Genomic DNA, 22,938 nt, shown 5'->3' on the forward strand with positions numbered 1-22,938 from the left:
GCGGCCAGCTCGTCATACGACGGACGAACACCTTCCCCCACAACAAGATCATCCCACAAGCCCGCTCACAGCCCGAAAACGGCCTGAACAGTTACCGATCAGGCGAAACCCTGAACCCCTCAGCACCCGTAGAACTTCCGCACCCGAGAAGTGATGTACTCCTGATCGGCCTCGGTCAACGACGTATACGTCGGCAGGTACAACCCGTCCTCGGCGAACCGGTTGGCCTTCAGGGACGGCCAAACCGGATCGAGGTACATCGGCTGCCGGCTCATCGGCTTGAAGAACACCCGGGTCTCGATCCCCTCCGACGCCAGGAATTCGCGCAACTCGTCGCGACGCGAACACCGGATGTCGTACATCCACAGCACATCCCGGGCGGGCATGAGCGTGACACCAGGGACGTCCCGCAACCCAGCGTCATAGCGAGCCTCGATCGAAGCACGCAGATCCAAGATCGAATCCAGCTGAGCCACCTGCGCCGTGGCCACCGCGGCCTGCAGGTTCGTCATGCGGAAGTTGTAGCCGATCTTCTTGTGCAGGAATGTGTGATCGCGATTGAACGCCATCCCCCGCAGGTGCTTCATCTGCGAAGCGAGCCGCGCGTCGTCCGTCAAACAAATTCCGCCCTCGCCCGAGGCGATGATCTTGTTGGCGAACAGCGAAAAGCACGCGATGTCCCCGACCGGCCGGACGCCGTGCGCCTCGGCGGAATCCTCCACCACGCACAGGTTGTACTCGTACGCCAGTTCCATGATGGCGTCCATGTCACAACGGCGTCCGTAGATGTGCACCGGCATGATCGCCTTGGTGCGCGGGGTGATCTTCGGCTCGATGAGCGACACGTCGATGTTCAGATCGTCCGCGCAGTCGACGAACACCGGGGTCGCGCCCGTGTACGTGACCGCCCACGCCGATGCGATCATCGTGAACTCCGGGACGATCACCTCGTCCCCCGGCCCGATCCCCAGCGCCCGCAACGCGAGCGTCAGCGCCGTCGTGCCGGACGAACACGCCACCCCGTGGGCGACTCCGTTGTAGGACGCGAAGGCCGACTCGAACCGGGACACGTACGGTCCCTGCGAAGAGATCCAGCCGCTCGTGACGGCGTCGGTGACGTTGGCCAGCTCGTCGCCGTTCAGGTACGGCTGCGACACCGGATACTTGACGGACATGCCGTTTCCCTTCAGAGTGCGGCCAGCACGGCGTCGGCAGCGGCGCCGGCGCCACCCGCCGAACGGAAGCGGTCCGCCCATTCCTCGGCGCGCGCGGTGAACTCCTTCTCCTCCAGCACCCGGCGCAGCTTGGCGACGACGGCGTCCGCGGAGATCGTTTCCTCGTACGACAGCACCAGCCCGCAGCCGCTGTCGAGCACCCGCGCCGCGTGGTCGTGGCAGTCCATCCAGAACGGCTGCACGAGCCCCGGCTTGCCGAAGTAGATGCCTTCGTACGCGCTGTTGCCGCCGCCGTGGTTGTAGTAGACGCGCACGTGCGGGTGGGCCAGGACGTCGAACTGCGACGGGACCCAGTGTTCGAGCCGCACGTTCGGCGGGAGGTCCGCCGGCAGGTGGACGCGCTGGGCCTTCGGCAGCTTCCACAGCACGTGGTGCTCCGGCCCGATCCGGCGTGCCGCTTCGGCGATCGCCGCGACCTGCGGTGCCGTCAGCCGCATGTGGGTGCCGAACGCCAGGTACACGACCGACTCGTGCTCGTCCAGCCAGGCCGACAGCGCCGGGTCCGGCTCCACCGCCTCCGGCAGCGGTGGCACGACCGGGCCGACCATCCGCAGGTGCGACGGCGCCGCGTCGAACGGGTACTCCATGCCGAACACCGAATAGGCCAGGATCGCCTGGGCGCGGTCGGCGTAGCCGGACTGGCCCGCGGTGGCGTTCAGGATCCCGGCTTCCTTGCGGGCCTTGGTGAACTGGACCGCCGGCACCTCGGTCAGCATGCCGAGCAGCAGCCGCAGCCGGAACCCGAGGTTCGCGAGCTTCTGACGCGGGCTCAGCTCACGCGGCAGCCCGGTGTTCGGGCTCGGGTAGCTCAGCGGCAGGCGGTCGGCGAAGACCTCGCTCACCGAGATCGGCACGCTGTAGACGTACGGGATGTTCCGGGCGATCGCCGCGTCGGTCGGGTAGACGCTGGAGGAGTCGATGACCATCAGCGCCGGCTGCACCTCGTCGACGACGGCCAGCGCCCGCTCGTACATCGTCACCATGATCCCGGCGTCGGTGACCCCGCTCAGGTAGGCGAGCACGTTCTGCGGCCGCGCGGTGAGGCTGCCGGGCTTCGCGGGCCGCGTCGCCGCGGCGTAGAGGTCCGGGTTCCACTCGCCGGGCGGACGTTCGAGCCGTTCCCCGAACGAGACGAACCGGACCGGGTTGTCGGCGGAGATCGCCTCGACGTCGGCGCGGCGGTCCTCAGTGGACGCGAAGGACAGGTCCGGCACGCCACGGCGGGCGAGTTCCCCGGCGATGACGAGCAACGGGTTGATCATGCCGGCGTCGGCGATCGAGGCGAACAGGATGCCACCCACGGCGGTCACCAGCTCCCGGCGAGCATCAGCTCGCTGTACTTGTGTTCGTTCGACGCCTTCCGCAGGTCGGCCTCGACCATCATGCGCATGAGTTCCTCGAAGTCGACCGACTGCTTCCAGCCGAGCTCGGCGCGGGCCTTTCCCGGGTCGGCGCAGAGGGTCTCGACCTCCGCGGGCCGGACCAGGGCCGGGTCGACGACGACGTAGTCGCGCCAGTTCAGGTCCACCGCCTCGAAGGCGATCCGGACGGCGTCGCGGACCGAGTGCATCCGGCCGGTGCCGACCACGTAGTCGGTCGCCGTGTCCTGCTGCAGCATCAGGTGCATCGCGCGGACGTAGTCGCCGGCGAAGCCCCAGTCGCGCACCGCGTCGAGGTTGCCGAGGTAGAGCTTGTCGCGCAGGCCGAGCTTGATCTCCGCCACCGCCATGGTGATCTTGCGGGTGACGAACTCGGCGCCGCGGCGCGGCGACTCGTGGTTGAACAGGATCCCGGAGACCCCGAACATGCCGAAGGACTCGCGGTAGTTCTTGGTGATGAAGTGCCCGTAGGTCTTCGCGACCCCGTAGGGGCTGCGCGGGTGGAAGATGGTCTGCTCGTTCTGCGGGGTTTCGGCGACCTTGCCGTACATCTCCGACGACGACGCCTGGTAGAACCGGATCCCGCCGCCGCCGGTCGGCCGGGACTTGTCGAGGCCGCACACCATCCGGACCGCTTCCAGCACCCGCAGCACGCCCATGCCGTTCACCTCGGTGGTGAGCTCGGGCTGCTGCCACGACATCGGCACGAACGAGATGGCCGCCAGGTTGTAGACCTCGTCCGGCTGCACGAAGTCCACCGCGGACACGAGACTGACCTGGTCCATCAGATCTCCCTCCACGAAGTGGAGAGCGGAGGCCAGCTTGCTGATCCGCGACTTGCGCGGATTCGCCTGGCCGCGGACCAGGCCCCACACCTGGTAGCCCTCGGCCAGCAGGTGTTCGGCCAGGTACGACCCGTCCTGCCCGGTGATACCGGTGATCAACGCACGCTTCGCCATGAATGTGCCTTCCTTGCCACGAGTGCAGCTCCCGCCGTGGCGTCGTCCGGCCGCCTTGCGAGCAGCTCCGATCAACCCTGCCGCCGCGAAAATCGCGCTGTGGGCGCCGAATGCGGTGCCCGGCAACGACGTCCACGCTCGCGGGACGCCGGTTCTTTGTCAATGAATCCGGCGCCAAGTCAGTGGCCCGGCGGGGAAACCTAGGGGCGCGCCTAGGGGCTCCGGCAAAGCGAAAGGAGCCGGGACCCGCAGGGGGTCCCGGCTCCTTCACATCCGGTGTCAGCGAGCCGGCGGTACCGGCCTCAGTGGACGGCGCACCGGAGGCGCCGGCGCCCGGTGGTTGACCGCCACCGGCGGCCGGGCCATGCCCGGCAGGCGCTCCTGCTGTTCCGGCACCCGCAGCTGCGGTTCCGACGCCAGGTCGCGGCGCCGGCTGACGCTGAGCTTCCGGTACACCCGCGTCAGGTGCTGTTCCACCGTGCTGACGGTGATGTACAGCCGGCTGGCGATCTCCCGGTTGGTGTGCCCCCGCGCGGCGAGCCAGCCGACCCGTTGTTCGGCGTCGGTCAGCAGCTTGACGTCGGCGGGCGCGACCGCGCCGCGCAGGGAGACCACCACGGTGTCCTCCCCGCCGCCGTCCAGGAAGGTCTTCCGCAGCAGCTCCGCCCCGCACTCCTTGGCCAGCACCCGGGCGTCCCGGTCCGCCGTGCGCGCGGTGACGGCGTCTCCGCTCGCCTGGCAGGCCCGGCTGAGCTCGGCCAGCGTCCGGGCCAGCTCCAGCTTGGCGCCGGACTTCTCGAGCACGTCCACCGCCTCCTGCATCAGCTCCGGCCGCCGCGCCGGGTCGGCCACGAGCGCCAGCGTCCGCAGCGTGATGCCGCGGGTGCGGTCACCGCAGTCCGGGCCCAGCTTCGCCGCCTGCTCCTCGGCCAGCTCCCGGGCCTTCTCGCGGTCGCCCAGCTTCAGGTAGACCTCCGCGGCGCTGGAGCGCCACGGCACCAGCGACGGCTGGTCCAGCTCCCAGCGGGCCATCTGGTCCCCGCAGGCCAGGAAATCGTTCAGCGCAGTCGGCAGCCGGCCCGTCGCGAGGTAGTAGTGGCCCCGCGCGTGCAGGTAGTGCAGGCCGAACCGGGTTTCGCCGAGCGCGTCGGGCACCGGCTGGTTGAGCAGCTCCGCCGCCTCGTCGAACCGGCCCATCTCGGTCAACGCGGCCAGCAGGGTGGCCAGCGGCGCGCCCACCCCGATGCCCCACGCCTCCGGGGTCATCTTCGTCAGCGCGACCTTCGCGTTGCGGGCCGCGAGCGGCAGGTCGCCCTGCCGGAGGGCGACCTCCGCGCGCAGTTCCGCCAGCGAGGCCTGCCAGGTCGGGGCCGGGCGGCCGGCGGCCTGCGCCATCAGGTGCTCGGACCAGGTGGCGGCCTTGTCGAGGCGTTCGGCGTAGATCAGCACCGTCGCCGCGAAAACCAGGTGCCGCAGGGTGATGTCGGTCATCCGGGTGCCTTCCAGCACCTGCTCGGCGTCGAGCACGGCGGCCTCGGACGGGCCTTCGCGGACCGCGCTGGTCAGCGCGTCGATCGCCTTCAGCTGCGAGTTCACCGCGAGCCCGAACTGCGACGACTGCGGGTCGCCGGTGATCGTGGCGAGCATCGGCTCCACCAGGTGCCGCATCCCCGGCACCGAACTGGCCAGCCACGAGCCGAGCGTCAGCAGCTCGCCGCGGGTGCGGCGGTCCCGGCTGTCGACGAGGTCGCCGAACGCGTGCGCGATCTCCACGGCCTCGTCGACCCGGCCGAACCAGAGCAGGAACTCGAAGATGCCGACGACCCGGACACCCGTCAGGTGCCCGGCACGGGTCGCGTGCACCAGCTCCGGCAGCCGGCGCATCGCCTTCGCGGGGGTGGTCCGCCATTCGATGTCGGCCAGTGAGGCCTTGGCGATCGCCCGGTCGCGGTCGTCGGTGCAGCAGCGGCCGGCCATCGCGATGCAGGCGCGGGCCAGCTCGACGTCGTCCTCGAGCAGCGCCGCCTCCGACGCCTCGGACAGCAGGTGCTCGGTCCACGGCTCGTCCAGGTTCCCCGCCACGACGTGGGTGGCGATGGCGGTCGGCCGGGCCCCCTGGTCGAACAGCAGGCGGGCGGCCTGGCCGTGCAGGGCGGACCGGATGCCGGGGTCGAGCTCGTCGAGCACCGCGACCCGGGCTTCGGCGTGCCGGAACCGGTGGCCGTCGAGGACACCGGCCGACTCCAGTGCCCGGCGCACCGGCTCGGTGGTGGCCGGCGCGAAGGAGACCATGCCGCCGGCCAGGGAGATCTGCGACTGCTCGTCGTCGCCGAGGACGGCGAGCGCCCGGGCGAGCTCGAGCGCCCGCGGCTCGCTGGAGTGCAGGCAGCTGAGCACCGCGTGCCGGTAGGCCGGCCCGGCCACGACCTGGCCCGTGCCGGCGGCCCGGGTGTCCTGCACCAGCGCGGTGGCCAGCAGCGGGTTACCGCCGCTGACCGCGAAGCACTCCGCGGCCAGTGCGCGGGCCTTGCCCTCGTCGAGCTTGCCGGCCAGCAGGACGCCGACGCCGTTGCGGGACAGCGGGGCCAGGCGCAGCTGGCGGCAGTGCGGACGCCGCATCAGGTCGACGTGGCGCACCGGGCGCCGTTCGCCCGGATCCGCCCGTTCGGCGAGCAGCACGAGCACGTGGGCCGGCCGGATGCGCCGGGCCATGTGCTGCAGGAACTGCAGCGACGCGGGATCGGCGTGGTGGGCGTCGTCGACGCAGATCACCAGCGGGCTTTCGGCCGACCAGCTGATCACCGCGCTGGAGAGGCGGTGCAGGAACCGGCTGTCCAGCAGGGTCGCATCAGCCTCGGCGTCCTCCACGTACGCCGAAACCTGGTCCGCGATGTCCGCCCGGACGCCCGGTGTGTGGACCAGCTGCGAAACGACGCCGAGCCCGACGGCGGTTTCCGACCGGGCGCCGGAAGCGGACAGCACGACCGCGCCGGTGCCCGCGGCCTGCCGGCCGAAGGCCTCCAGCAGCGCGGTCTTGCCGCTGGCGACCGGGCCGAGGATCAGGCCGACACCGCCGGCGCCGGAGTGGGTGTCGGCGAGCATCTGACTCAGCGTCGCCGTTTCGAAATCACGTTCGATGAGCATGGCGGGAACTTCCCCCAGGAATTCGTTGCGTGTTGGATTCGATTGATCCACGCCCCGCGTTGCGGCCGCCCCAGACGGGCCGAACGCGGGTTTCCCGTGAATCACCAGCACAGCCGCGTGCGCGGCGAACAAAAGCCCGTCACACGCAATGCTTCACGGTCGATCAACCGGGCACACCACTCCCCAACGGGCGCCCGGTGACGACAAAGTCCCGACGACTCGCGCACGAGCCGGCGTCGAAGTGTTATTCGGCGTCCCTTATGAAGGACCGCGGTAAACGTGCATCGGACAACCTTTCCCCAGACCCCAGATCCTCGCGGTTCCCGCTTGGACGATTACTGCCCCGATCGTCCGGTTCACCGCAAGGAGATAACGATCAGAAGCTACCACCTGCCCCTACGTGCCGCAACGAGCCACGAAGGGGGTTCACCCAGGTCCAAATGTCCGGTTGGTCGCGTTCCACCCAGGGGCGCACCAGTGCCGGACAGGGTGGCGAAAGCAGCGCAAACCCGGTTCTCCACCCACGGCCGGAGCCGCCGCTCCCGCGCTCGGGCATTCGAGTGAGCGAGGTGCGGTCGTCCGGCCGTCGGGTAACGTTTACGTCCCGGGAACACGGACGCATTCCGGTCTTTTCCTGCACCGTGGAATAAAACCCGGGAAACAGAATGTGAACTGAATTCAAGTCGGGTGGCCGCGCCGCGAACCGGACGCGGCCACCCGGCTGTCACACGTTCTGCGGAACCCGGCCTTGCTTCGAGAAGTACCCGCGCACACTCTTGGTGCACAGCAGCAGGAACAGCACGAGCAGCACCAGCGCCTGCCCGGCCTGACCCGCCCGCATCCAGTCCGGGAACTCGGCGGCGACGACGAGGTACACCAGGCCCGCCAGGCCGAGGACCGTGATCACCATCAGCCGGACGTAGGTGCGGCGGCGGCCGAGCTTGAGCCGCCCGGCCAGCCGGACGTAGATGATCGCGATGACCAGCACGGAGACCGGGCGGATCCACAGCACGCTCTCCAGGGACGACCGCGTCCCCGCCCGGTCGGCCGGGTCGGCCTGGCCGGTCGACTCCCAGTGCAGCACCTGGTAGTCGAGGATGCCGTCCTTGTGCAGGAAGGTGAGCACCGCGAACGCGATGCTGATCAGCAGGTTCAGGTAGAGCAGGGCGATGACCGGCCGCAGGACGCGGCCGGAGGTGTTCGCAGTGGCCATGGTTTCCCCAGTTCAGTCGTGCGCGGTGGCACGTTCGACAATGGCGACCAGTTCGGCCGCGTAGGCGTCGACATCGGTGTCGGGACGCCGGATCAGTTCGGTGTGGATGCCGTCGATCGCCTGGCGGACGGTGATCGCCATGACGCGCGGGTCGAACCGGCCGAAGTCGCCGGTGCGCTGCCCCTCGCGCAGGCAGGTTTCCAGGATGTCGACGGCGCCGTGGTACCAGTCGTCGTTGCCCGCGGTGACCGCGCCGCCGGCGCCGCCGCCGCCGTGCCGCAGGCTCTCGAGCAGCGCGGTGAGTTCGACCGGGTGCTCGGCGATGAACGCCAGGTTCGACTCGATGTAGGCCCGCAGCTCCGCCGCCGGTCCACCCGCCGCGTCGATCCGCTCCCGCATGTAGGCGAGGCTCGTGGCCAGCACGTCCCTGACGACTTCGGCGATCAGGTCCGCCTTGCCGTCGAAGTGGTAGGAGATCATGCCGGTGCTGCTCAGCCCGGCACGTTTCGCGATCTGCCCGAACGAAGCCTTCGCATACCCCAGTTCACCGATGGTCTCGATCGCCGCACGGACGATCTGCGCCCGGCGGGCGTTCTCGGTGAACGTTTTTGCTTGCATGAGCAAAAAGTAGCACGATCGAGCAAACAATCGCCAGAATGCGCTCTTTCCGCAACGGGACGGTTGCGGTATGTGTCGATCTTCCGGCGCGGCCGGAGCTAGCCCTCCACCTGCCGCGCGGTAGCCATCGCGCGGTCGGTCTCCCAGAACGCCCGCACCGACCTGATCAGCCCGTCCTCGCCGACGCGGTAGACGAACACCCCGTCGGTGTCGACGCGGTAGCCGCCCGGCAGGAACGTCGTGATCGTCCCGACGTTGGCCACCTCGTCGCCCCCCGCGTGGGAGTCGCGGATGGTGAATTCGAAGCGCTCGACGTTGGCGATCGTCATGTCCCAGAACGCGCCGATGCCCTCGCGGCCGTGGTGGCCCTTGCCCTCCGCGTCGAACATCGACGGGCCCACCGGGTCCTCGACGACGGCGTCCGCGGCGAACAGCGCGAGCCAGGCCTCCTTGTCCCCCGCCGTCACCGCGGTCATCGACGCGAACGCCGCGCGCCGTGCCGGCGGCTGCTCCGCCGCCGTGTCCCAGCTGACCTGCACGCCCATGGGAGTCACTCCTCGAACTTCGCGATGATCTCGGCCCCGAACTTGCGGATCGCTTCGAGCTTCGGCCCGACCGGCGCGTCGAACCCGACGCCGTCGAACACCCACGGCATGGTGATGACGTCGGTGACGCCGGCTTCGGCCTGCTCCCGGTAGCCGTCGAGGCCGAACCGGTCGATGCAGACCGCCTGGTACTCGAACGGGACATCGGCGCGGCCCTGCTCGGCCAGCAGCTCCTTGAGCCGGGCGATGGTGTCGCGCAGTTCGTCCAGCTTCATCATCGCCGACGACCAGCCGTCGGCGACCCGCGCGGCGCGCTTCAGCGCGACTTCGGTGTGGCCGCCGATGTAGAACGGCACCCGGCTGGGCGGCGCCGGGCTCATCTGGATCTTGTCGAAGTCGTAGAACTCCCCGTGGTACTCGACCATGCCGCCGTCGAGGATCAGCCGCAGCACGTCGATGGCTTCGTCGACGCGCTTGCCGCGCCGCTCGAACGGCACGCCGCAGTATTCGAACTCCTGCGGCAGCCAGCCGACGCCCAGGCCCAGGCCGAACCGGCCGCCGGTGAGCACCGCCGCCGAGCCCACCTGGCGGGCCAGCAGCACCGGGTTGCGCGAGCCGAGCTTGAGCACGGAGGTGTAGAAGCGGATCCGGCTGGTGACCGCGCCCATCGACGCGGTCGCGACGAGCGGGTCCACCCAGGGGGTCTCCGCGGTCCAGAACCGGCTGCCGTCGGGGGTGTACGGGTAGTCCGTGTCCACCGTTTCGGCGTAGAAGAGCGAGTCGGGCAGGGCAATGGAGGCGAAGCCGGCTTCTTCGGCGGCCCGGGCGAGCTCGCCCAGCTGATCGAGGGGGTTCATCGCGATCGACAGGGTGAACTTCATGGGATCGAACTATAACGTGTTCTAGTTTCTTCGGCCAGGTCCGGCGGTGGGCCTGATCACGCTGGGCCCGATCGAACACCGGGAACCCATCGCGTAGCGTCCGCGTTGTCCGGATCAGAGGTGACCACCGGTCACCGAGTGCGCGAACTTCTGGGAGTGGTCCATGGGCACCGCGATCTTCCTGATCGTGCTCGTCGTCGTGATCGTCGGTGGCGGCCTCTATTTCTCGCGGCAGCGCGCCGCGGCCCGGCAGCGGGAGCTCGACGACGCCAAGGCCGACGCCCGGCGCCTCCTCGAGCGGCTCGGCGGCCAGGTCCTCAACATCAACGGCACGGACACCGCGTCGCAGCAGGCGATGGCCGACGCCGCCGAGCGCTACAACGCGGCCGGCTCGCAGATGGAGCAGGCGCGCACGATCGAGCAGGCCCGGCTGGTCAAGGAGACCGCCATCGAGGGCCTCTACTACGTCCGCGCCGCGCGCACCGCGATGGGCATGGACCCCGGCCCGCAGCTGCCGGAGGAGGCCGAGCGCGAGCGCGCCGGCAAGGTCACCGAGCGCCGCGACGTCGACGTCGAGGGCCAGCACTACGCCGCTTCCCCCGACGCCGGCCAGGACACGCCGTACTACTACCCCGGCGGCCGCGTCGCGGGCCGTCCGGTGCCGCAGGGCTGGTACAGCGAGCCGTGGTGGAAGCCCGCGCTCGTCGCCGGCGCCTGGGGCATCGGGTCGATGTTCCTGTTCAGCGCGATGTTCTCCGGTATGGGCGGCATCGCGAGCGCCTCGGCCTGGGAGTCCGGCTACGACGCGGGCCAGCAGGACGCGCTCGAGTCCGGTGACACGGGCGGCGACGGTGGCGACATGGGCGGCGATGGCGGCGGAGACATGGGTGGCGACGCCGGCGGCGACTGGGGTGGCGGCGGCTTCGACGGTGGCGGGTTCGACGGCGGAGGCTTCGACGGGGGCGGCTTCGACTTCTGACCCGATGAGCGGCTCGTTCGGACGAACGGGCCGCTCACGGCGTTTTCAAGCGGGCTGGCAGGTGGGGCACCAGTAGAGGTTGCGGCCGACCAGTTCCGAGTGCGCCACCGGTGTCCCGCACACCAGGCACGGCTCGCCGGCGCGGCGGTAGACGTAGACCTCGCCGCCGTGGCGGTCCACCCGGGCCGCGCGGCCCATCACCTCCGGCAGGTGCTCCGGGCGGACGGTGTCGATGCGGCCGACGCGGACGCCGACGCGCATCAAGGTCACCAGATCCGCCCAGATGGCTTCCCACAGCGCGCGATCCAGCGCCCGCCCGGGCGTGAGCGGCGCGACGCCGTGGCGGAACAGCACCTCCGCGCGGTACACGTTGCCGACGCCCGCGAGCACCGCCTGGTCCATCAGCAGCGCCGCGATCGACGTCCTGGACCGCGAAATCTTCGCCCAGGCCAGGTCGGGCTTCGCGTCGCGGCGCAGCGGGTCGGGACCGAGCCGGGCTTTGATCGCGTCGGCCTGGTCCGGAGCCAGCAGCTCGCAGCGGGTGGGCCCGCGCAGGTCCGTCCAATGTGTCCGGCCGGCCAGCCGCAGCCGGACCTGGCCCACCGGTTCCGGCGCGGGCAGCGGGGATTCGCCGAAGGTGCCGTAGAGCCCGAGGTGGATGTGCACGACGCCGTGCGGACCGTAGTCGTGGAACAGGTGCTTGCCGTGCGCCTCGGCGCCGACGAACACCTGACCGTCCAAACGGGACGCTTCGGCGGCGAACCGGCCCTGGGGGCTGCTCACCGCGACCGGGGCGCCGGCGAACCGGCGCTTGTGCAGCCGCGCGAGCCGGTGGAGCGTGTGCCCCTCGGGCATCAGGCCTCCGGCAACGCCGGCGGGGTCCCGGTGCGCTCGTAGTCGAGCAGCTGCTGGACGCGGCGGGCGTGCCGCTCCTCGGGCGAGACCTCGGTCGCCAGGAACGCCTCGACGATCTCGACGGCCTCCTCGGCGGTGTGCATCCGGGCGCCGACACCGATCAGCTGGGCGTGGTTGTGCTCCCGGCACAGCTTGGCGGTCTCGACGCTCCAGGCCAGGCCGGCGCGGGCGCCGGGGACCTTGTTCGCGGCGATCTGCTCGCCGTTGCCGGAGCCGCCGACGACGATGCCGCGGCTACCCTCGTCGGCCACCACGCGCAACGCCGTCTCGACGCAGAACGCCGGGTAGTCGTCGGCCGCGTCGTAGACGTGCGGCCCGATGTCGGTGACCTCGTGGCCCTGCTTCTGCAGGTGAGCCACCAGGTGGTTCTTCAGCTCGAAACCGGCGTGGTCGGATCCCAAGTAGACGCGCACGGCTGGGAGTCTGCCACCACGGCCGGTTTCGGGCATGCTCCGGGGGTGGGGATCTGGGAGCAGACCGGCAGCGACGTGCGGCTCGACTGGGGTGGCGAAGGTGTGGCCGCGCTCGGGCGCGAATGCGCGGTCCTGGTGGTCGTCGACGTGCTTTCCTTCAGCACCACCACGGATCTCGTGGTCGGCCGCGGCGGCCGGGTGCTGCCGGTGCGGTGGCGCGACGAACGCGGCGTGGCGCGGGCTCGGGCAGCCGGCGCGGTCATCGCGGGCGAGGGTGAATTCACCCTGCGGCCGTCTTCTGTGACGGACATCCCTCCGGGGACCTTGCTCGCGCTCCCCTCGCCCAACGGCGCGACCCTGTGCGAAGCGGCCGCGACGACCGGCGCCCGGGTCCTCGCGGACTGCCTGCGCAACGCCTCGGCGGTCGCCGCGAAGGCCCACGAGCTGGGTGGTCCGATCGGGTTGATCGCGGCCGGGGAACGCTGGGGCGTGGACATCTTCGGCGACGGTGACGCCTTCGGGCCGCTGCGGCCGTGCGTCGAGGACCAGGTGGGCGCCGGGGCGATCGCCGCAGCACTGGCCGGATACGGTCTTTCGATGTCCGCCGAAGCCGCTCTCGCCGTGCGGTCCGTCGACGTCACGGCGCTGCCGGACTGCGTCTCCGGGCGCGAGCTGATCGAAGCCGGCCACGGCGGCGACGTCGCACTGGCCGCGCAAACCGACGTGAGCGACGCTGCTCCCGTCCTGACCGAAGGAGTACTGGCATGACCGGGCGCTGGATCGAGGTCGCCGACGGCGTGCACGCCCGCCGCTACGAGGAGCTCGACCTGACCGTGGGGCTGGTCGTGGGCACCGAGCGCTGCCTGGTCGTCGACACCCGGGGCGACGTCGAGCAGGGCGCCGAGCTGGCCGCTGCGGTCCGGGAGATCACGACGCTGCCGTGGGCCGTCGTCTACACGCACGCGCACTTCGACCACACCTGGGGCACCGAGGCGTTCCTGCCCTGCGAGATCTGGGCGCACGAGCTCTGCGCGGCCGAGCTGGCCGGGGACGTCGAGGCCGCCCGCACCGCGTGGATGGCCCACTACCGCGGCGAAGGCAAGCCCGAGATCGCCGAGGCGATTTCGCGCACGACCATCACGGCCCCCGACCACACGTTCACCGGCCGCGTCGAGCTGGACCTGGGCGGCCGGACGGCGGTCCTGCTGCACCCGGGCCGCGCGCACACCGGCCACGACGTCGTGGTGCACGTCCCGGACGCGGCGGTCGTGTTCGCCGGTGACGTCGTCGAGCACGCCGAGAGCGGGTTCACCGCGTCCTCGTTCAGCGACGAAACCGACCTCACCGCCTGGCCGGACGCGCTCGACGCGATCCTCGCGCTGGAGCCCGGGGTGGTCGTGCCCGGCCACGGCGACCCGGTCGACGCGGCGTTCGTCCGCTACCACCGCGACGGCCTGCACGAGCTGATCACGCTCAAAGCGGGCCTCGGCCGCGGCGAGACGACCGAGGTGGCCGCCGTGGCAGCCTCCCGCTACCCCGCCGACGTCACCTCGGCCGCCCTCGCGACCCCCTAGTCGAAGTTGAGCTCACCCGACCGGGTGCGCTTGAGCTCGAAGAAGTCCGGGTAGCTCGCCAGCGCCACCGCGCCGTCGAACACCTTCAGCGCGTCTTCGCCGCGCGGGATGGAGCTCAGGACCGGACCGAAGAACGCCACGCCGTCGATGTGGATCGTCGGGGTGCCGACGTCCTGGCCGACCGGGTCCATGCCCTCGTGGTGGCTCTTCTTCAGCGCCTCGTCGTACTCCGTCGAGTGCGCGGCCTCGGCCAGCTCGGCCGGCGCGCCGATCGCCGCCAGCGCGTCCTTGATGACCGCGTCGTAGTCCTTGACGCCCTGGTTGTGGTAGCGGGTGCCGAACTCGGTGTAGTACTCCCGCAGCACCTCTTCGCCCTTGAGCTGCGACAGCGCCACGGCCACCCGCACCGGGCCCCAGCCCTTCGCCAGCAGCTCCTTGTACTGCTCGGGCAGCTCGTCCCGGCCGTCGTTGAGCACCGAAAGGCTCATGATCCGGAAGTGCAGGTCCAGGTTCCGGTGCTTCTCCACCTCCAGGATCCAGCGGGAGGTGATCCACGCGAACGGGCAGATCGGGTCGAAGTAGAAATCGACCTTCGTGGGCTGCTCGGCAGCGGTCATTCGGGCACTCCTGAGTCACGTCTCGGTGTGGGCGGACCCCCACACGACGGGCCAACACCGGGAAACGCGGGGTTGTTCCCTTATCGCCCGCCACCCCGTCCCCATGATTGGATGCGAGGAGTTGAAAACCGATACCAACGACCAGAGGTGCCTGTGCCCGCCCCCAACCTGACCCGCGACCAAGCCAAGCTGCGCGCGGATCTGCTCGACGTCACCGGTTACGACATCGAGCTCGATCTGACCGACGGCCACGGCGGTCCCGGGGAGAAGACCTTCGCGTCGACGACGACCGTCCGGTTCTCCAGCGCCCGGGCCGGCGAATCGACGTGGGTCGACCTCGTCGCCGATCGCGTGCACTCGGCCACCCTGAACGGCGCGGACGTCGACGTCAGCGCGTACGTCGAGGACAAGGGCATCGCGCTGGCCGGGCTGGCCGAGTCCAACGAGCTCACGGTGACCGCCGACTGCCGGTACATGAACACCGGCGAAGGCCTGCACCGGTTCGTCGACCCGGTCGACGACGGCGTCTACCTGTACACCCAGTTCGAGACGGCGGACGCCAAGCGCATGTTCGCCTGCTTCGACCAGCCCGACCTGAAGTCGGTCTACCGGCTGACCGTCGTCGCGCCGAAGGACTGGAAGGTCATCTCCAACGCCGTCGTCGAGTCCGCCGAGGAGACGCCGGAAGGCGCCGTCCGCACGGTGTTCAAGGAGTCCGAGCGGATCTCGACCTACCTCGTCGCGCTGATCGCCGGCCCGTACGCCGAATGGCGTGACGAGTACACCGACGACCACAAGACCATCCCGCTCGGCATCTACTGCCGCGCGTCGCTGGCCGAGCACATGGACGCCGACCGGCTGTTCACCGAGACGAAGCAGGGCTTCGGCTTCTACCACCGGAACTTCGGCACGCCCTACCCGTTCTCCAAGTACGACCAGCTGTTCGTGCCGGAGTTCAACGCGGGCGCGATGGAGAACGCCGGCGCGGTGACGTTCCTGGAGGACTACGTCTTCCGCAGCCGCGTCACCCGCTACGCCTACGAGCGGCGCGCCGAGACGCTGCTGCACGAGATGGCGCACATGTGGTTCGGCGACCTGGTCACCATGCGCTGGTGGGACGACCTGTGGCTGAACGAGTCGTTCGCGACCTTCGCGAGCGTCCTGGCCCAGGCCGAGGCCACCGAGTACAAGAACGCGTGGACCAGCTTCGCCAACATCGAGAAGTCGTGGGCCTACCGGCAGGACCAGCTGCCCTCGACGCACCCGATCGCCGCCGACATCGTCGACCTGCACGCGGTCGAGGTGAACTTCGACGGCATCACCTACGCCAAGGGCGCGAGCGTGCTCAAGCAGCTCGTCGCCTACGTGGGGCTCGACCACTTCCTCGACGGCCTGAAGGTGTACTTCGGCAAGCACGCCTGGGGCAACGCGACGCTGGCCGACCTGCTGGGCGCGCTGGAGGAGGCGTCCGGGCGCGACCTGTCGTGGTGGAGCGCGCAGTGGCTGGAGACCACCGGGCTGAACTCGCTGAGCCCGCGCTACGAGGTCGGCGCGGACGGCAAGTTCACGTCGTTCGCCGTCGTGCAGTCCGGCGCGAAGCCGGGCGCCGGTGAGCTGCGCACCCACCGCGTCGCCGTCGGCGTCTACGACGAGGACGGCGGCAAGATCGTCCGGAAGCACCGAGTCGAGCTCGACGTCGACGGCGAGCGCACCGAGGTGCCGGACCTGGTCGGGCAGCCCGCGGGCAAGCTCGTGCTCGTCAACGACGACGACCTGACCTACTGCACGATGCGGCTCGACCCGGCGTCGCTGACGACCCTGATCGACCGCATCGCCGACATCACCGAGCCGCTGCCGCGGACGCTGTGCTGGTCGGCGGCGTGGGAGATGACCCGCGAGGCCGAGCTGAAGGCCCGCGACTTCGTCACGCTGGTCCAGCGGGGCATCCACACCGAAACCGAGGTCGGCGTCGTCCAGCGGCTGCTGCTGCAGGCCCAGACCGCGCTGAATTCCTACGCGGAGCAGGAGTGGGCGGCCTCGACGGGCTGGCCGGCGTTCACCACGCGGCTGCTGGAGCTGGTCCGGGGCGCCGAGCCGGGCTCGGACCACCAGCTGGCGTTCGTGAACTCCCTGGCCGGGTCGGTGCTCGACGAAGCGTCGTTGGGTGTCGTCACCGGCTGGCTGGACGGCTCGGCGCCACTGGAGGGCCTGACCGTGGACACCGACCTGCGCTGGCGGCTGCTGCACGCGCTGGTCGCGCACGGCAAGGCGGCCGAAGCGGAGATCGACGCGGAGCTGGCCCGCGACAACACGGCCACGGGCCGCCGACAGGCCGAGCGCGCCCGTGCGCTGCGTCCGACGGCGGAGGCCAAGGCCGACGCGTGGCAGCGCGCGGTCTACGACGACGAGCTGCCCAACGCGGTCAGCGACTCGCTGATCTCGGGCTTCTCGCACCCGGGCCAGAAGGCCCTGCTCGGCTCGTACGTCGCCAAGTACTTCGAGGTGATCGACGAGGTGTGGCAGCGGCGGTCGAGCGAGCGCGCGCAGCCGATCGCGATCGGGCTGTACCCGTCGTGGGCGGTGGCCCCGGAGACGGTCACGGCGTCCGACGAGTGGCTGGCCGGCGACCACCAGCAGGCCCTGCGCCGGCTGGTGTCGGAGGGCCGGGCGGGGATCGTGCGGGCTTTGGCGGCCCGGGACTTCGACGCCCAGTCCTGACCCGAGCGCCGGACGCGAAAGGGCCCCGCACCTCGAACAGGTGCGGGGCCCTTTCGGGTGGCTGGGTCAGCGGGGCGCGGGGCCCGCCTGGTCGGACAGCATGCGCAGCGCGTTCACCAGGCCGTTGACCAGTCCGCGGACCAGGTCGCCCTCCTTGAACGACGCCACCATGCTCGCCACCGCCAGCTTGGCGCCGCGGTCGGGCAGGCGCAGGTACGCCGCCCGGCCCGTGACGATCTCGATCTTGCGCTCGCCGGGCGAGACCGCGATCAGGACCGAGTTCGACGGGTCCGCCGTCGTCGCGTGCAGCTTCTCCGCCGCCGTCCGGCTGTCCTCGCCCAGTTCGCCGAGGTACAGGCTGAAGTCCAGGCCGGTCTCGCGGCTCGCGAACGTCAGCGCCTCGTCGAGGCGGGCCAGCTGGCGGGTGTTGAACGGGCCCGACGGCGCGGCCGGCTCGTACATCTTCGCGGCCGACACGCGGCCGCTGTTCGTCAGCGCCTCGCCGTAGCCCAGCTCGGACTCGTCGACGCGCTTCGTCAGCTCACCAGTTGCCACGAGCGCCTCCTGCCGCGGTCGGGGCGCCCTCGGGCGCGCTGTTCTCGGCGCCGGCGTGCCGGTGCCCGGCACCGACCCCTTCGGGGTTGGCGCTCCACCACATGGCCGGGTACTCCCAGGCCTGGCCGGACCGGTGCCGCGGGGCACCGCCGGACCTGCGCCGGAGCGTCAGCAGCCCGGCGAGGCCGTAAATGGCCAGCGGGATCACGGCGAAGACCACGATCGTCTCGACAACGTTCACGGCGCTGAGCGTATCGGATGACCTCCGAAGACACCGAAGGCACCGCGCGCGGCGCACTCGACCGTTCGTCGTAAGGCGAGCGCCGTCCGCCGCTTGGCTCGCGGGCACTGGAACGTTGGGGCGAAGACCGTCGGGCCGAAAGGTTGCAACTCAACGTACAGGCGGCCGCACCCGCCGCTGTCGTCTTGTCGGGGCCTTGAAATCCTCGTAGCTTTTTCACCTGTACGGGCCTTGCGCCCCGCGCCTCAGCCCCAGCAGGTAACGCACCGGTCCCAGGAGGCCCCGCCATGAACAGCATCCAGACGTCCGCACAGGCGATCACCGAGACCTTCTCGTCACCGAGCGACATCGAATTCGTCCCCGGAACGCGGGTGACGGCGGGCACAAGGGTTACGCGGGGTACACGCGTCACTCGCGGTACACGCGTGACGGCGGGAACCCGCGTCACCATGGGCACCCGGGTGACGGCGGGCACGCGGGTCACGCGAGGGACCCGTGTCACGCGGGGCACTCGAGTCACGATGGGCACGCGTGTGACGGCCGGCACCCGCGTCACCTGCGGCACCCGCGTCACGCGTGGCACGCGGGTCACCCGCGGCACTCGCGTCACCATGGGCACCCGCGTCACCTGCCAGAGCGACTACGCGCTCGCCGCCTGACCCCTTCCTCCAGGGCCGCGCACCACCTGAAGACGCGCAAGCACCCGGCTCGCCCCGGCCGCCGCAAGGCAGCCGGGGCGCCGGCTTGTCCGGGGGCGCTTCGCCACCCGGAAACCCCGAAGAGCTAGGCGGCGGAGCCCAGGTACGGCCGCCAGAGCGGGTCGGCCTCCTTGGAGTGCGCGAGCAGCCGCCAGTGCGGGCCGTGCGGGGCCCGCGGGACGACGCGCAGCCGCCAGCCGATCTCCGAGAGCAGCCGGTCCGCCTTGCGGTGGTTGCACTTGGCGCAGCAGGCGACGCAGTTGGTCCAGGCGTGGGGCCCGCCCCGGCTGCGCGGGACGACGTGGTCGATCGTCTCGGCCCGCCCTCCGCAGTAGGCGCAGCGGTACCGGTCGCGGTGCATCAGCCCGGCGCGGGTGAGCGGTACCTTCGCGCGGTACGGTACGCGCACGTACGTGCTGAGACGGATCACCGAGGGCACCGGCAGCGACACCTTCGCCGAATGCAGTTCGGTGCCGCCGGGGTCACCGTGCACCACTTCGGCCTTGCCGCACATCACGAGCACGACCGCGCGCCGGAGCGGCAACGCGGTCAACGGCTCGAAAGTGGCGTTGAGCAGGAGCACCCGGCGTCGGCCCCAGGCCGGGGCGGCCGGATCCCGGCCTCTACTACGCTGTCCGGGCGGGCGGGTCACTCCCCCTGGGCGGGTCCCCGGCCCGGCCGGGACGGCTCCGCCGGATGCGGAACCCCCCGGGTAGGCACGCAGAACCACCTCTGGCACCTCGTCGGCCGTGGCTCGGCCGGAGGCGCCGCGGGGGCTGGGTTGTCGGTCTGGCACTCGACCACCTCCAGGGGCGTAGGCATAGTCGACCACAGAACGGGCCCCCAGCGCACGTGTGTTACACGACGTGTCACATCCGCGCGACCCAACATCCACTCGGCGTTGGGGTGCCCGACCCGACCGGAAGGATGAACGAACCCCCGTGCTCCCCCTGCTCACCTCCGCCAAGACACCGTGCATCGACGACTTCAGCACCTTCTGTCACCAGGTGTACGACGTCACGCACAACGAGTGGCTGGCGGGCTCGGCGAACTGGCTGATCACCAAGCCGGTCAAGATCCTGATGATCATCGTGATCGCGTCCGTCGTGCGGCTGCTCGTGAGACGGCTGATCAACCGGGTGACGACCCTGCCCAAGGCGGGCGGCAAGCTGCCGTCGATGCTGCGCCCGCTGCGCGAGCGCGCTCCGGAGGTCCTCGGCTCCGCCGTCATCGAACGGCGGCATCAGCGCGCGAAGACCATCGGCTCGGTGCTGAAGTCGCTGGCCACGTTCCTGATCTACGGCTTGGCGTTCATCCTCGTGCTGGGCGAACTGGGCATCAACCTCGGGCCGATCATCGCCTCGGCGGGCATCATCGGCGTCGCGATCGGGTTCGGCGCACAGAACCTGGTCAAGGACTTCCTGTCCGGGATCTTCATGATGGTCGAGGACCAGTACGGCGTCGGCGACGTCGTGGACGTCGGCGAGGCGTCCGGCACGGTCGAGTCCGTCGGGCTCCGGATCACGACGCTGCGTGACGTCAAGGGCACGGTCTGGTACGTGCGCAACGGCGAGGTGCTGCGCGTCGGCAACTCGAGCCAGGGCTTCGCGGTGGCGCTCGTCGACGTCCCGCTCGGCTACACGACCGACGTCGAGCGCGCGACGGCGGTGCTCTCGGCCGCGGCGTCCACGGCCACCGAGAGTGACGCGCTGAAGGACAACATCCTCGAGCCGCCGGAGATGCTGGGTGTGGAAAGCGTCACACCGGAGGGCATCCAGCTGCGCCTGACGGTGAAGGTGCGGCCGGGCAAGCAGTGGGCCGTGCAGCGCGCCCTGCGCGCCCAACTGCTGGCGGCACTGGAAGAGGCGGGCTTCGAGCCGCCACTCGGCCGGCTGTTCCCGCACGCGGCGCCGGCGGTCGAGAAGAAGTAGCGCGTCACCTGGGCGTCCGACCGGGCGCGGTTACGCTGGGAAACGGATTTGCGACGATCCGGCACGAGCAGGACCGGGCGTCGCGAACCCGCACCCCAAGGGCAAAATGGAAGGCGTGTCTGCAGTGAGCGAACCGGCGAACCTCTACGAAGCGATCGGCGGCGAACCGACGTTCCGCCGGATCGTCGGGCGGTTCTACGAGGAGGTCGCGCGGGACGAGATCCTCCGTCCCCTCTACCCCGAAGAGGACCTCGGTCCGGCCGAGGAGCGCTTCCGGCTGTTCCTCATCCAGTACTGGGGCGGCCCGCACACCTACTCCGACCAGCGCGGGCACCCGCGGCTGCGGATGCGGCACGGGCCGTTCAAGATCGGGCCGATGGAGCGGGACGCCTGGCTGCGCTGCATCCGGATCGCGGTCGACGAGGAGAACCTCGAAGAGCCGTACCGCGGCCGGCTCTGGGCCTACCTGGAGATGGCCGCGCACAGCATGATGAACAGCTTCGTCTGATGGGTGAGCGAGCCTGGTGGCAGGACGCCGTCTTCTACCAGGTCTACGTACGCTCGTTCGCCGACTCGGACGGTGACGGCGTCGGGGACCTGGAGGGCATCCACTCCCGGCTCGGTTACCTGGAGCTGCTGGGCGTCGACGCGCTGTGGCTGACGCCGTTCTACCGCTCCCCGATGGCCGACCACGGCTACGACATCGCCGACCCCCGTGACGTCGATCCGATGTTCGGCACCCTCGGCGACTTCGACGTGCTGCTCACCGAGGCGCACAAGCGCAACATCAAGGTCACCGTCGACGTGGTCCCCAACCACACCAGCAACCAGCACGCCTGGTTCAAGTCGGCGATGGCGGCCGCGCCGGGCAGCCCGGAACGCGACCGCTACATCTTCCGCGACGGCGTCGGCCCGAAGGGCGAGGACCCGCCGAACAACTGGGTCAGCGCGTTCGGCGGCCCCGCCTGGACCCGGGTGCCGGACGGGCAGTGGTACCTGCACCTGTTCGCGCCGCAGCAGCCGGACCTGAACTGGACCAACCCGGAGGTCGCCGCCGACCTGGAGCGGACGCTGCGGTTCTGGCTCGAACGCGGCGTCGACGGCTTCCGCATCGACGTCGCGCACGGCATGGCCAAACCGCCCGGCCTGCCGGACATGGACCCGCGCGCGGACCCGCTGGGGCCGAGCCACTACTACGACCCGCGGTGGGACCACGACAGCGTCCACGAAATCCACCAGATGATCCGCAAGGTGCTCGACGAGTTCCCGGACGCGATGGCGGTCGGCGAGATCTGGGTGACCGACGAAGAGCGGCTGTCGCGCTACCTGCGGCCCGACGAGCTGCACCTGGCGTTCAACTTCCGGCTGGTGCTGACCCACTTCGACGCCGACGCCATGCGGACGGCCATCGAACGCTCCCTGACGGTGCCGGCCCGCACGGGCGCCCCGGCGACGTGGACGCTGGGCAACCACGACGTCTGGCGGCAGGTCAGCCGCTACGGCGGCGGTGCGGTGGGGGTGCGCCGCGCGCGGGCGATGGCGCTGGTCGAGCTGGCGTTGCCCGGCGCGGTGTACCTGTACAACGGCGAAGAGCTGGGCCTGGCCAACGTGGACCTGCCGGTCTCGGCGATGGCCGACCCGCGCGCGAAGACGAGCGGCGCCGAGTTCGGACGGGACGTCTCCCGGGTCCCGCTGCCGTGGGAGGGCGACCTGCCGCCGTTCGGGTTCTCGCGGAATCCGCGCACGTGGCTGCCGATGCCCGCGGAGTGGGGCGGGCTGACGGTGGAGAAGCAGATCGAGGACGCGGACTCGACGCTGTCGCTGTACCGCCAGGCGATCGAGCTGCGGAAGACGCATCCGGCGTTCGGCGGCGACGAACTGGAGTGGTACGGCGCGCCCGCGGGGTGTTTCGCGTTCCGCCGGAAAGGCGGCGGTCTCGTGTGCGCGTTGAACACGTCGGCGAGCCCGATCGCGCTGCCGCCGGGTGAGGTGCTGCTGGCGAGCAGCCCGCTGGTGGACGGGAAGCTCCCGGCGGATTCGGCCGTCTGGCTGGTCTAGCTCGAGTTCCCCGAGCCCGAGCCGTCGTCGAAGGCGCCGCTCGCCAGCCACGCCACCAGCGCCGCGGCCTGGACGTACGGAGCCGCCTGGGCCACGCGGTTCCACTTCGACGGTCGTTCGGTGCGCTCCGGCGCCGGCTCCCCGGCCGGACGGTCCTGCCGCCAGGGCGTTTCCTCCGCGCGGACTCCGGCGAGGAAGTCCGCGGTCGGGTCTTCGTCCGCGCTCATCCGTCCAGCGTGCCACCGCCCGGGCCGGGCGGTGACCG

The 22,938-nt window shown here is 70.6% G+C and carries 23 protein-coding genes; 8 read left to right on the forward strand and 15 right to left on the reverse strand.

Annotation, left to right across the window (positions count from 1 at the left end; genetic code table 11):
* Window positions 1-119: 119 nt before the first annotated feature.
* The 8 genes from AB0M80_RS32590 to AB0M80_RS32625 all read right to left on the reverse strand — a co-directional run bounded on the left by AB0M80_RS32590 (window position 120) and on the right by AB0M80_RS32625 (window position 9,974).
* A complete protein-coding gene (locus AB0M80_RS32590) occupies window positions 120-1,175 on the reverse strand; it encodes a DegT/DnrJ/EryC1/StrS family aminotransferase (RefSeq protein ID WP_364572616.1) in 1,056 nt (351 codons plus the stop codon).
* 11 nt (window positions 1,176-1,186) lie between these two features.
* Window positions 1,187-2,545 (reverse strand): glycosyltransferase, encoded by a 1,359-nt coding sequence (locus tag AB0M80_RS32595; RefSeq protein ID WP_364572618.1) that lies wholly within the window; start codon window positions 2,543-2,545, stop codon window positions 1,187-1,189.
* Window positions 2,542-3,573, reverse strand: coding sequence for a GDP-mannose 4,6-dehydratase (locus AB0M80_RS32600; protein WP_364572620.1), 1,032 nt, complete (start codon window positions 3,571-3,573; stop codon window positions 2,542-2,544). The genes AB0M80_RS32595 and AB0M80_RS32600 overlap by 4 nt, the downstream gene beginning before the upstream one ends.
* 279 nt (window positions 3,574-3,852) lie before the next feature.
* Entirely contained in the window at window positions 3,853-6,717 is a 2,865-nt protein-coding gene (locus AB0M80_RS32605; protein ID WP_364572622.1) for an AAA family ATPase, read from the reverse strand.
* A gap of 724 nt (window positions 6,718-7,441) precedes the next feature.
* The gene (locus AB0M80_RS32610) at window positions 7,442-7,930 is read right to left on the reverse strand and encodes a hypothetical protein (RefSeq protein ID WP_364572624.1); all 489 of its coding nucleotides are present in this window, start codon (window positions 7,928-7,930) and stop codon (window positions 7,442-7,444) included.
* Between the two features lie 12 nt (window positions 7,931-7,942).
* Window positions 7,943-8,548: a TetR/AcrR family transcriptional regulator gene (locus tag AB0M80_RS32615; protein WP_364572626.1), complete on the reverse strand. Its 606-nt coding sequence runs from the start codon at window positions 8,546-8,548 to the stop codon at window positions 7,943-7,945.
* Window positions 8,549-8,646: 98 nt separating this feature from the next.
* Window positions 8,647-9,093: a nuclear transport factor 2 family protein gene (locus tag AB0M80_RS32620; protein WP_364572628.1), complete on the reverse strand. Its 447-nt coding sequence runs from the start codon at window positions 9,091-9,093 to the stop codon at window positions 8,647-8,649.
* Between the two features lie 5 nt (window positions 9,094-9,098).
* Window positions 9,099-9,974: a TIGR03619 family F420-dependent LLM class oxidoreductase gene (locus tag AB0M80_RS32625; protein ID WP_364572630.1), complete on the reverse strand. Its 876-nt coding sequence runs from the start codon at window positions 9,972-9,974 to the stop codon at window positions 9,099-9,101.
* 163 nt (window positions 9,975-10,137) lie between these two features.
* Between AB0M80_RS32625 and AB0M80_RS32630 the strand changes: the two genes are divergently transcribed.
* The gene (locus AB0M80_RS32630) at window positions 10,138-10,953 is read left to right on the forward strand and encodes a hypothetical protein (RefSeq protein ID WP_364572632.1); all 816 of its coding nucleotides are present in this window, start codon (window positions 10,138-10,140) and stop codon (window positions 10,951-10,953) included.
* Window positions 10,954-10,998: 45 nt separating this feature from the next.
* On the opposite strand, the gene AB0M80_RS32635 is transcribed toward AB0M80_RS32630, so the two are convergent.
* Together AB0M80_RS32635 and AB0M80_RS32640 are read right to left on the reverse strand one after the other, a co-directional pair.
* Window positions 10,999-11,808 carry a DNA-formamidopyrimidine glycosylase family protein gene (locus tag AB0M80_RS32635; protein ID WP_364572634.1) on the reverse strand — a complete coding sequence of 270 codons (810 nt, stop codon included), beginning with the start codon at window positions 11,806-11,808 and terminating at the stop codon, window positions 10,999-11,001.
* Window positions 11,808-12,281 (reverse strand): ribose-5-phosphate isomerase, encoded by a 474-nt coding sequence (locus AB0M80_RS32640; protein ID WP_364572636.1) that lies wholly within the window; start codon window positions 12,279-12,281, stop codon window positions 11,808-11,810. The genes AB0M80_RS32635 and AB0M80_RS32640 overlap by 1 nt, the downstream gene beginning before the upstream one ends.
* Window positions 12,282-12,326: 45 nt before the next feature.
* Here AB0M80_RS32640 and AB0M80_RS32645 point away from each other — a divergent pair, with 45 nt between their 5' ends.
* Complete coding sequence (locus tag AB0M80_RS32645) at window positions 12,327-13,049, forward strand: 2-phosphosulfolactate phosphatase (RefSeq protein ID WP_364572638.1); 723 nt, start codon at window positions 12,327-12,329, stop codon at window positions 13,047-13,049.
* The gene (locus AB0M80_RS32650) at window positions 13,046-13,855 is read left to right on the forward strand and encodes an MBL fold metallo-hydrolase (RefSeq protein ID WP_364572640.1); all 810 of its coding nucleotides are present in this window, start codon (window positions 13,046-13,048) and stop codon (window positions 13,853-13,855) included. Before AB0M80_RS32645 ends, AB0M80_RS32650 begins: the two co-directional genes overlap by 4 nt.
* Here AB0M80_RS32650 and AB0M80_RS32655 read toward each other — a convergent pair.
* Window positions 13,852-14,472 carry a DsbA family protein gene (locus tag AB0M80_RS32655; protein ID WP_364572642.1) on the reverse strand — a complete coding sequence of 207 codons (621 nt, stop codon included), beginning with the start codon at window positions 14,470-14,472 and terminating at the stop codon, window positions 13,852-13,854. The genes AB0M80_RS32650 and AB0M80_RS32655 overlap by 4 nt on opposite strands.
* A 153-nt stretch (window positions 14,473-14,625) precedes the next feature.
* On the opposite strand from AB0M80_RS32655, the gene pepN reads away from it, so the two are divergent.
* Complete coding sequence (gene pepN, locus AB0M80_RS32660) at window positions 14,626-17,190, forward strand: aminopeptidase N (protein WP_364572877.1); 2,565 nt, start codon at window positions 14,626-14,628, stop codon at window positions 17,188-17,190.
* Window positions 17,191-17,256: 66 nt separating this feature from the next.
* Here the strand turns inward: pepN and AB0M80_RS32665 are convergent, their stop codons facing one another.
* Both AB0M80_RS32665 and AB0M80_RS32670 read right to left on the reverse strand, forming a co-directional pair.
* Window positions 17,257-17,745 (reverse strand): DUF5130 family protein, encoded by a 489-nt coding sequence (locus tag AB0M80_RS32665; RefSeq protein ID WP_364572644.1) that lies wholly within the window; start codon window positions 17,743-17,745, stop codon window positions 17,257-17,259.
* Window positions 17,732-17,986: a hypothetical protein gene (locus AB0M80_RS32670; protein WP_364572646.1), complete on the reverse strand. Its 255-nt coding sequence runs from the start codon at window positions 17,984-17,986 to the stop codon at window positions 17,732-17,734. Before AB0M80_RS32670 ends, AB0M80_RS32665 begins: the two co-directional genes overlap by 14 nt.
* A gap of 287 nt (window positions 17,987-18,273) precedes the next feature.
* On the opposite strand from AB0M80_RS32670, the gene AB0M80_RS32675 reads away from it, so the two are divergent.
* The gene (locus tag AB0M80_RS32675; RefSeq protein ID WP_364572648.1) at window positions 18,274-18,645 is read left to right on the forward strand and encodes a hypothetical protein; all 372 of its coding nucleotides are present in this window, start codon (window positions 18,274-18,276) and stop codon (window positions 18,643-18,645) included.
* Between the two features lie 124 nt (window positions 18,646-18,769).
* Here the strand turns inward: AB0M80_RS32675 and AB0M80_RS32680 are convergent, their stop codons facing one another.
* The gene (locus AB0M80_RS32680) at window positions 18,770-19,267 is read right to left on the reverse strand and encodes an HNH endonuclease (protein WP_364572650.1); all 498 of its coding nucleotides are present in this window, start codon (window positions 19,265-19,267) and stop codon (window positions 18,770-18,772) included.
* 358 nt (window positions 19,268-19,625) lie between these two features.
* Between AB0M80_RS32680 and AB0M80_RS32685 the strand changes: the two genes are divergently transcribed.
* The 3 genes from AB0M80_RS32685 (at window position 19,626) to AB0M80_RS32695 (ending at window position 22,673) form a co-directional block, all read left to right on the forward strand.
* Window positions 19,626-20,615: a mechanosensitive ion channel family protein gene (locus tag AB0M80_RS32685; RefSeq protein ID WP_364572652.1), complete on the forward strand. Its 990-nt coding sequence runs from the start codon at window positions 19,626-19,628 to the stop codon at window positions 20,613-20,615.
* A gap of 106 nt (window positions 20,616-20,721) precedes the next feature.
* Window positions 20,722-21,123: a globin gene (locus AB0M80_RS32690; RefSeq protein WP_364572654.1), complete on the forward strand. Its 402-nt coding sequence runs from the start codon at window positions 20,722-20,724 to the stop codon at window positions 21,121-21,123.
* Window positions 21,123-22,673 carry a glycoside hydrolase family 13 protein gene (locus tag AB0M80_RS32695; RefSeq protein WP_364572656.1) on the forward strand — a complete coding sequence of 517 codons (1,551 nt, stop codon included), beginning with the start codon at window positions 21,123-21,125 and terminating at the stop codon, window positions 22,671-22,673. The genes AB0M80_RS32690 and AB0M80_RS32695 overlap by 1 nt, the downstream gene beginning before the upstream one ends.
* Here the strand turns inward: AB0M80_RS32695 and AB0M80_RS32700 are convergent.
* On the reverse strand, window positions 22,670-22,900 hold the full coding sequence (locus tag AB0M80_RS32700) for a hypothetical protein (protein ID WP_364572658.1): 231 nt from the start codon (window positions 22,898-22,900) through the stop codon (window positions 22,670-22,672). The two genes, AB0M80_RS32695 and AB0M80_RS32700, sit on opposite strands and share 4 nt — an antisense overlap.
* Window positions 22,901-22,938: the final 38 nt, after the last annotated feature.

This window comes from Amycolatopsis sp. NPDC051045, from assembly GCF_040682955.1.
Lineage (GTDB): Bacteria > Actinomycetota > Actinomycetes > Mycobacteriales > Pseudonocardiaceae > Amycolatopsis.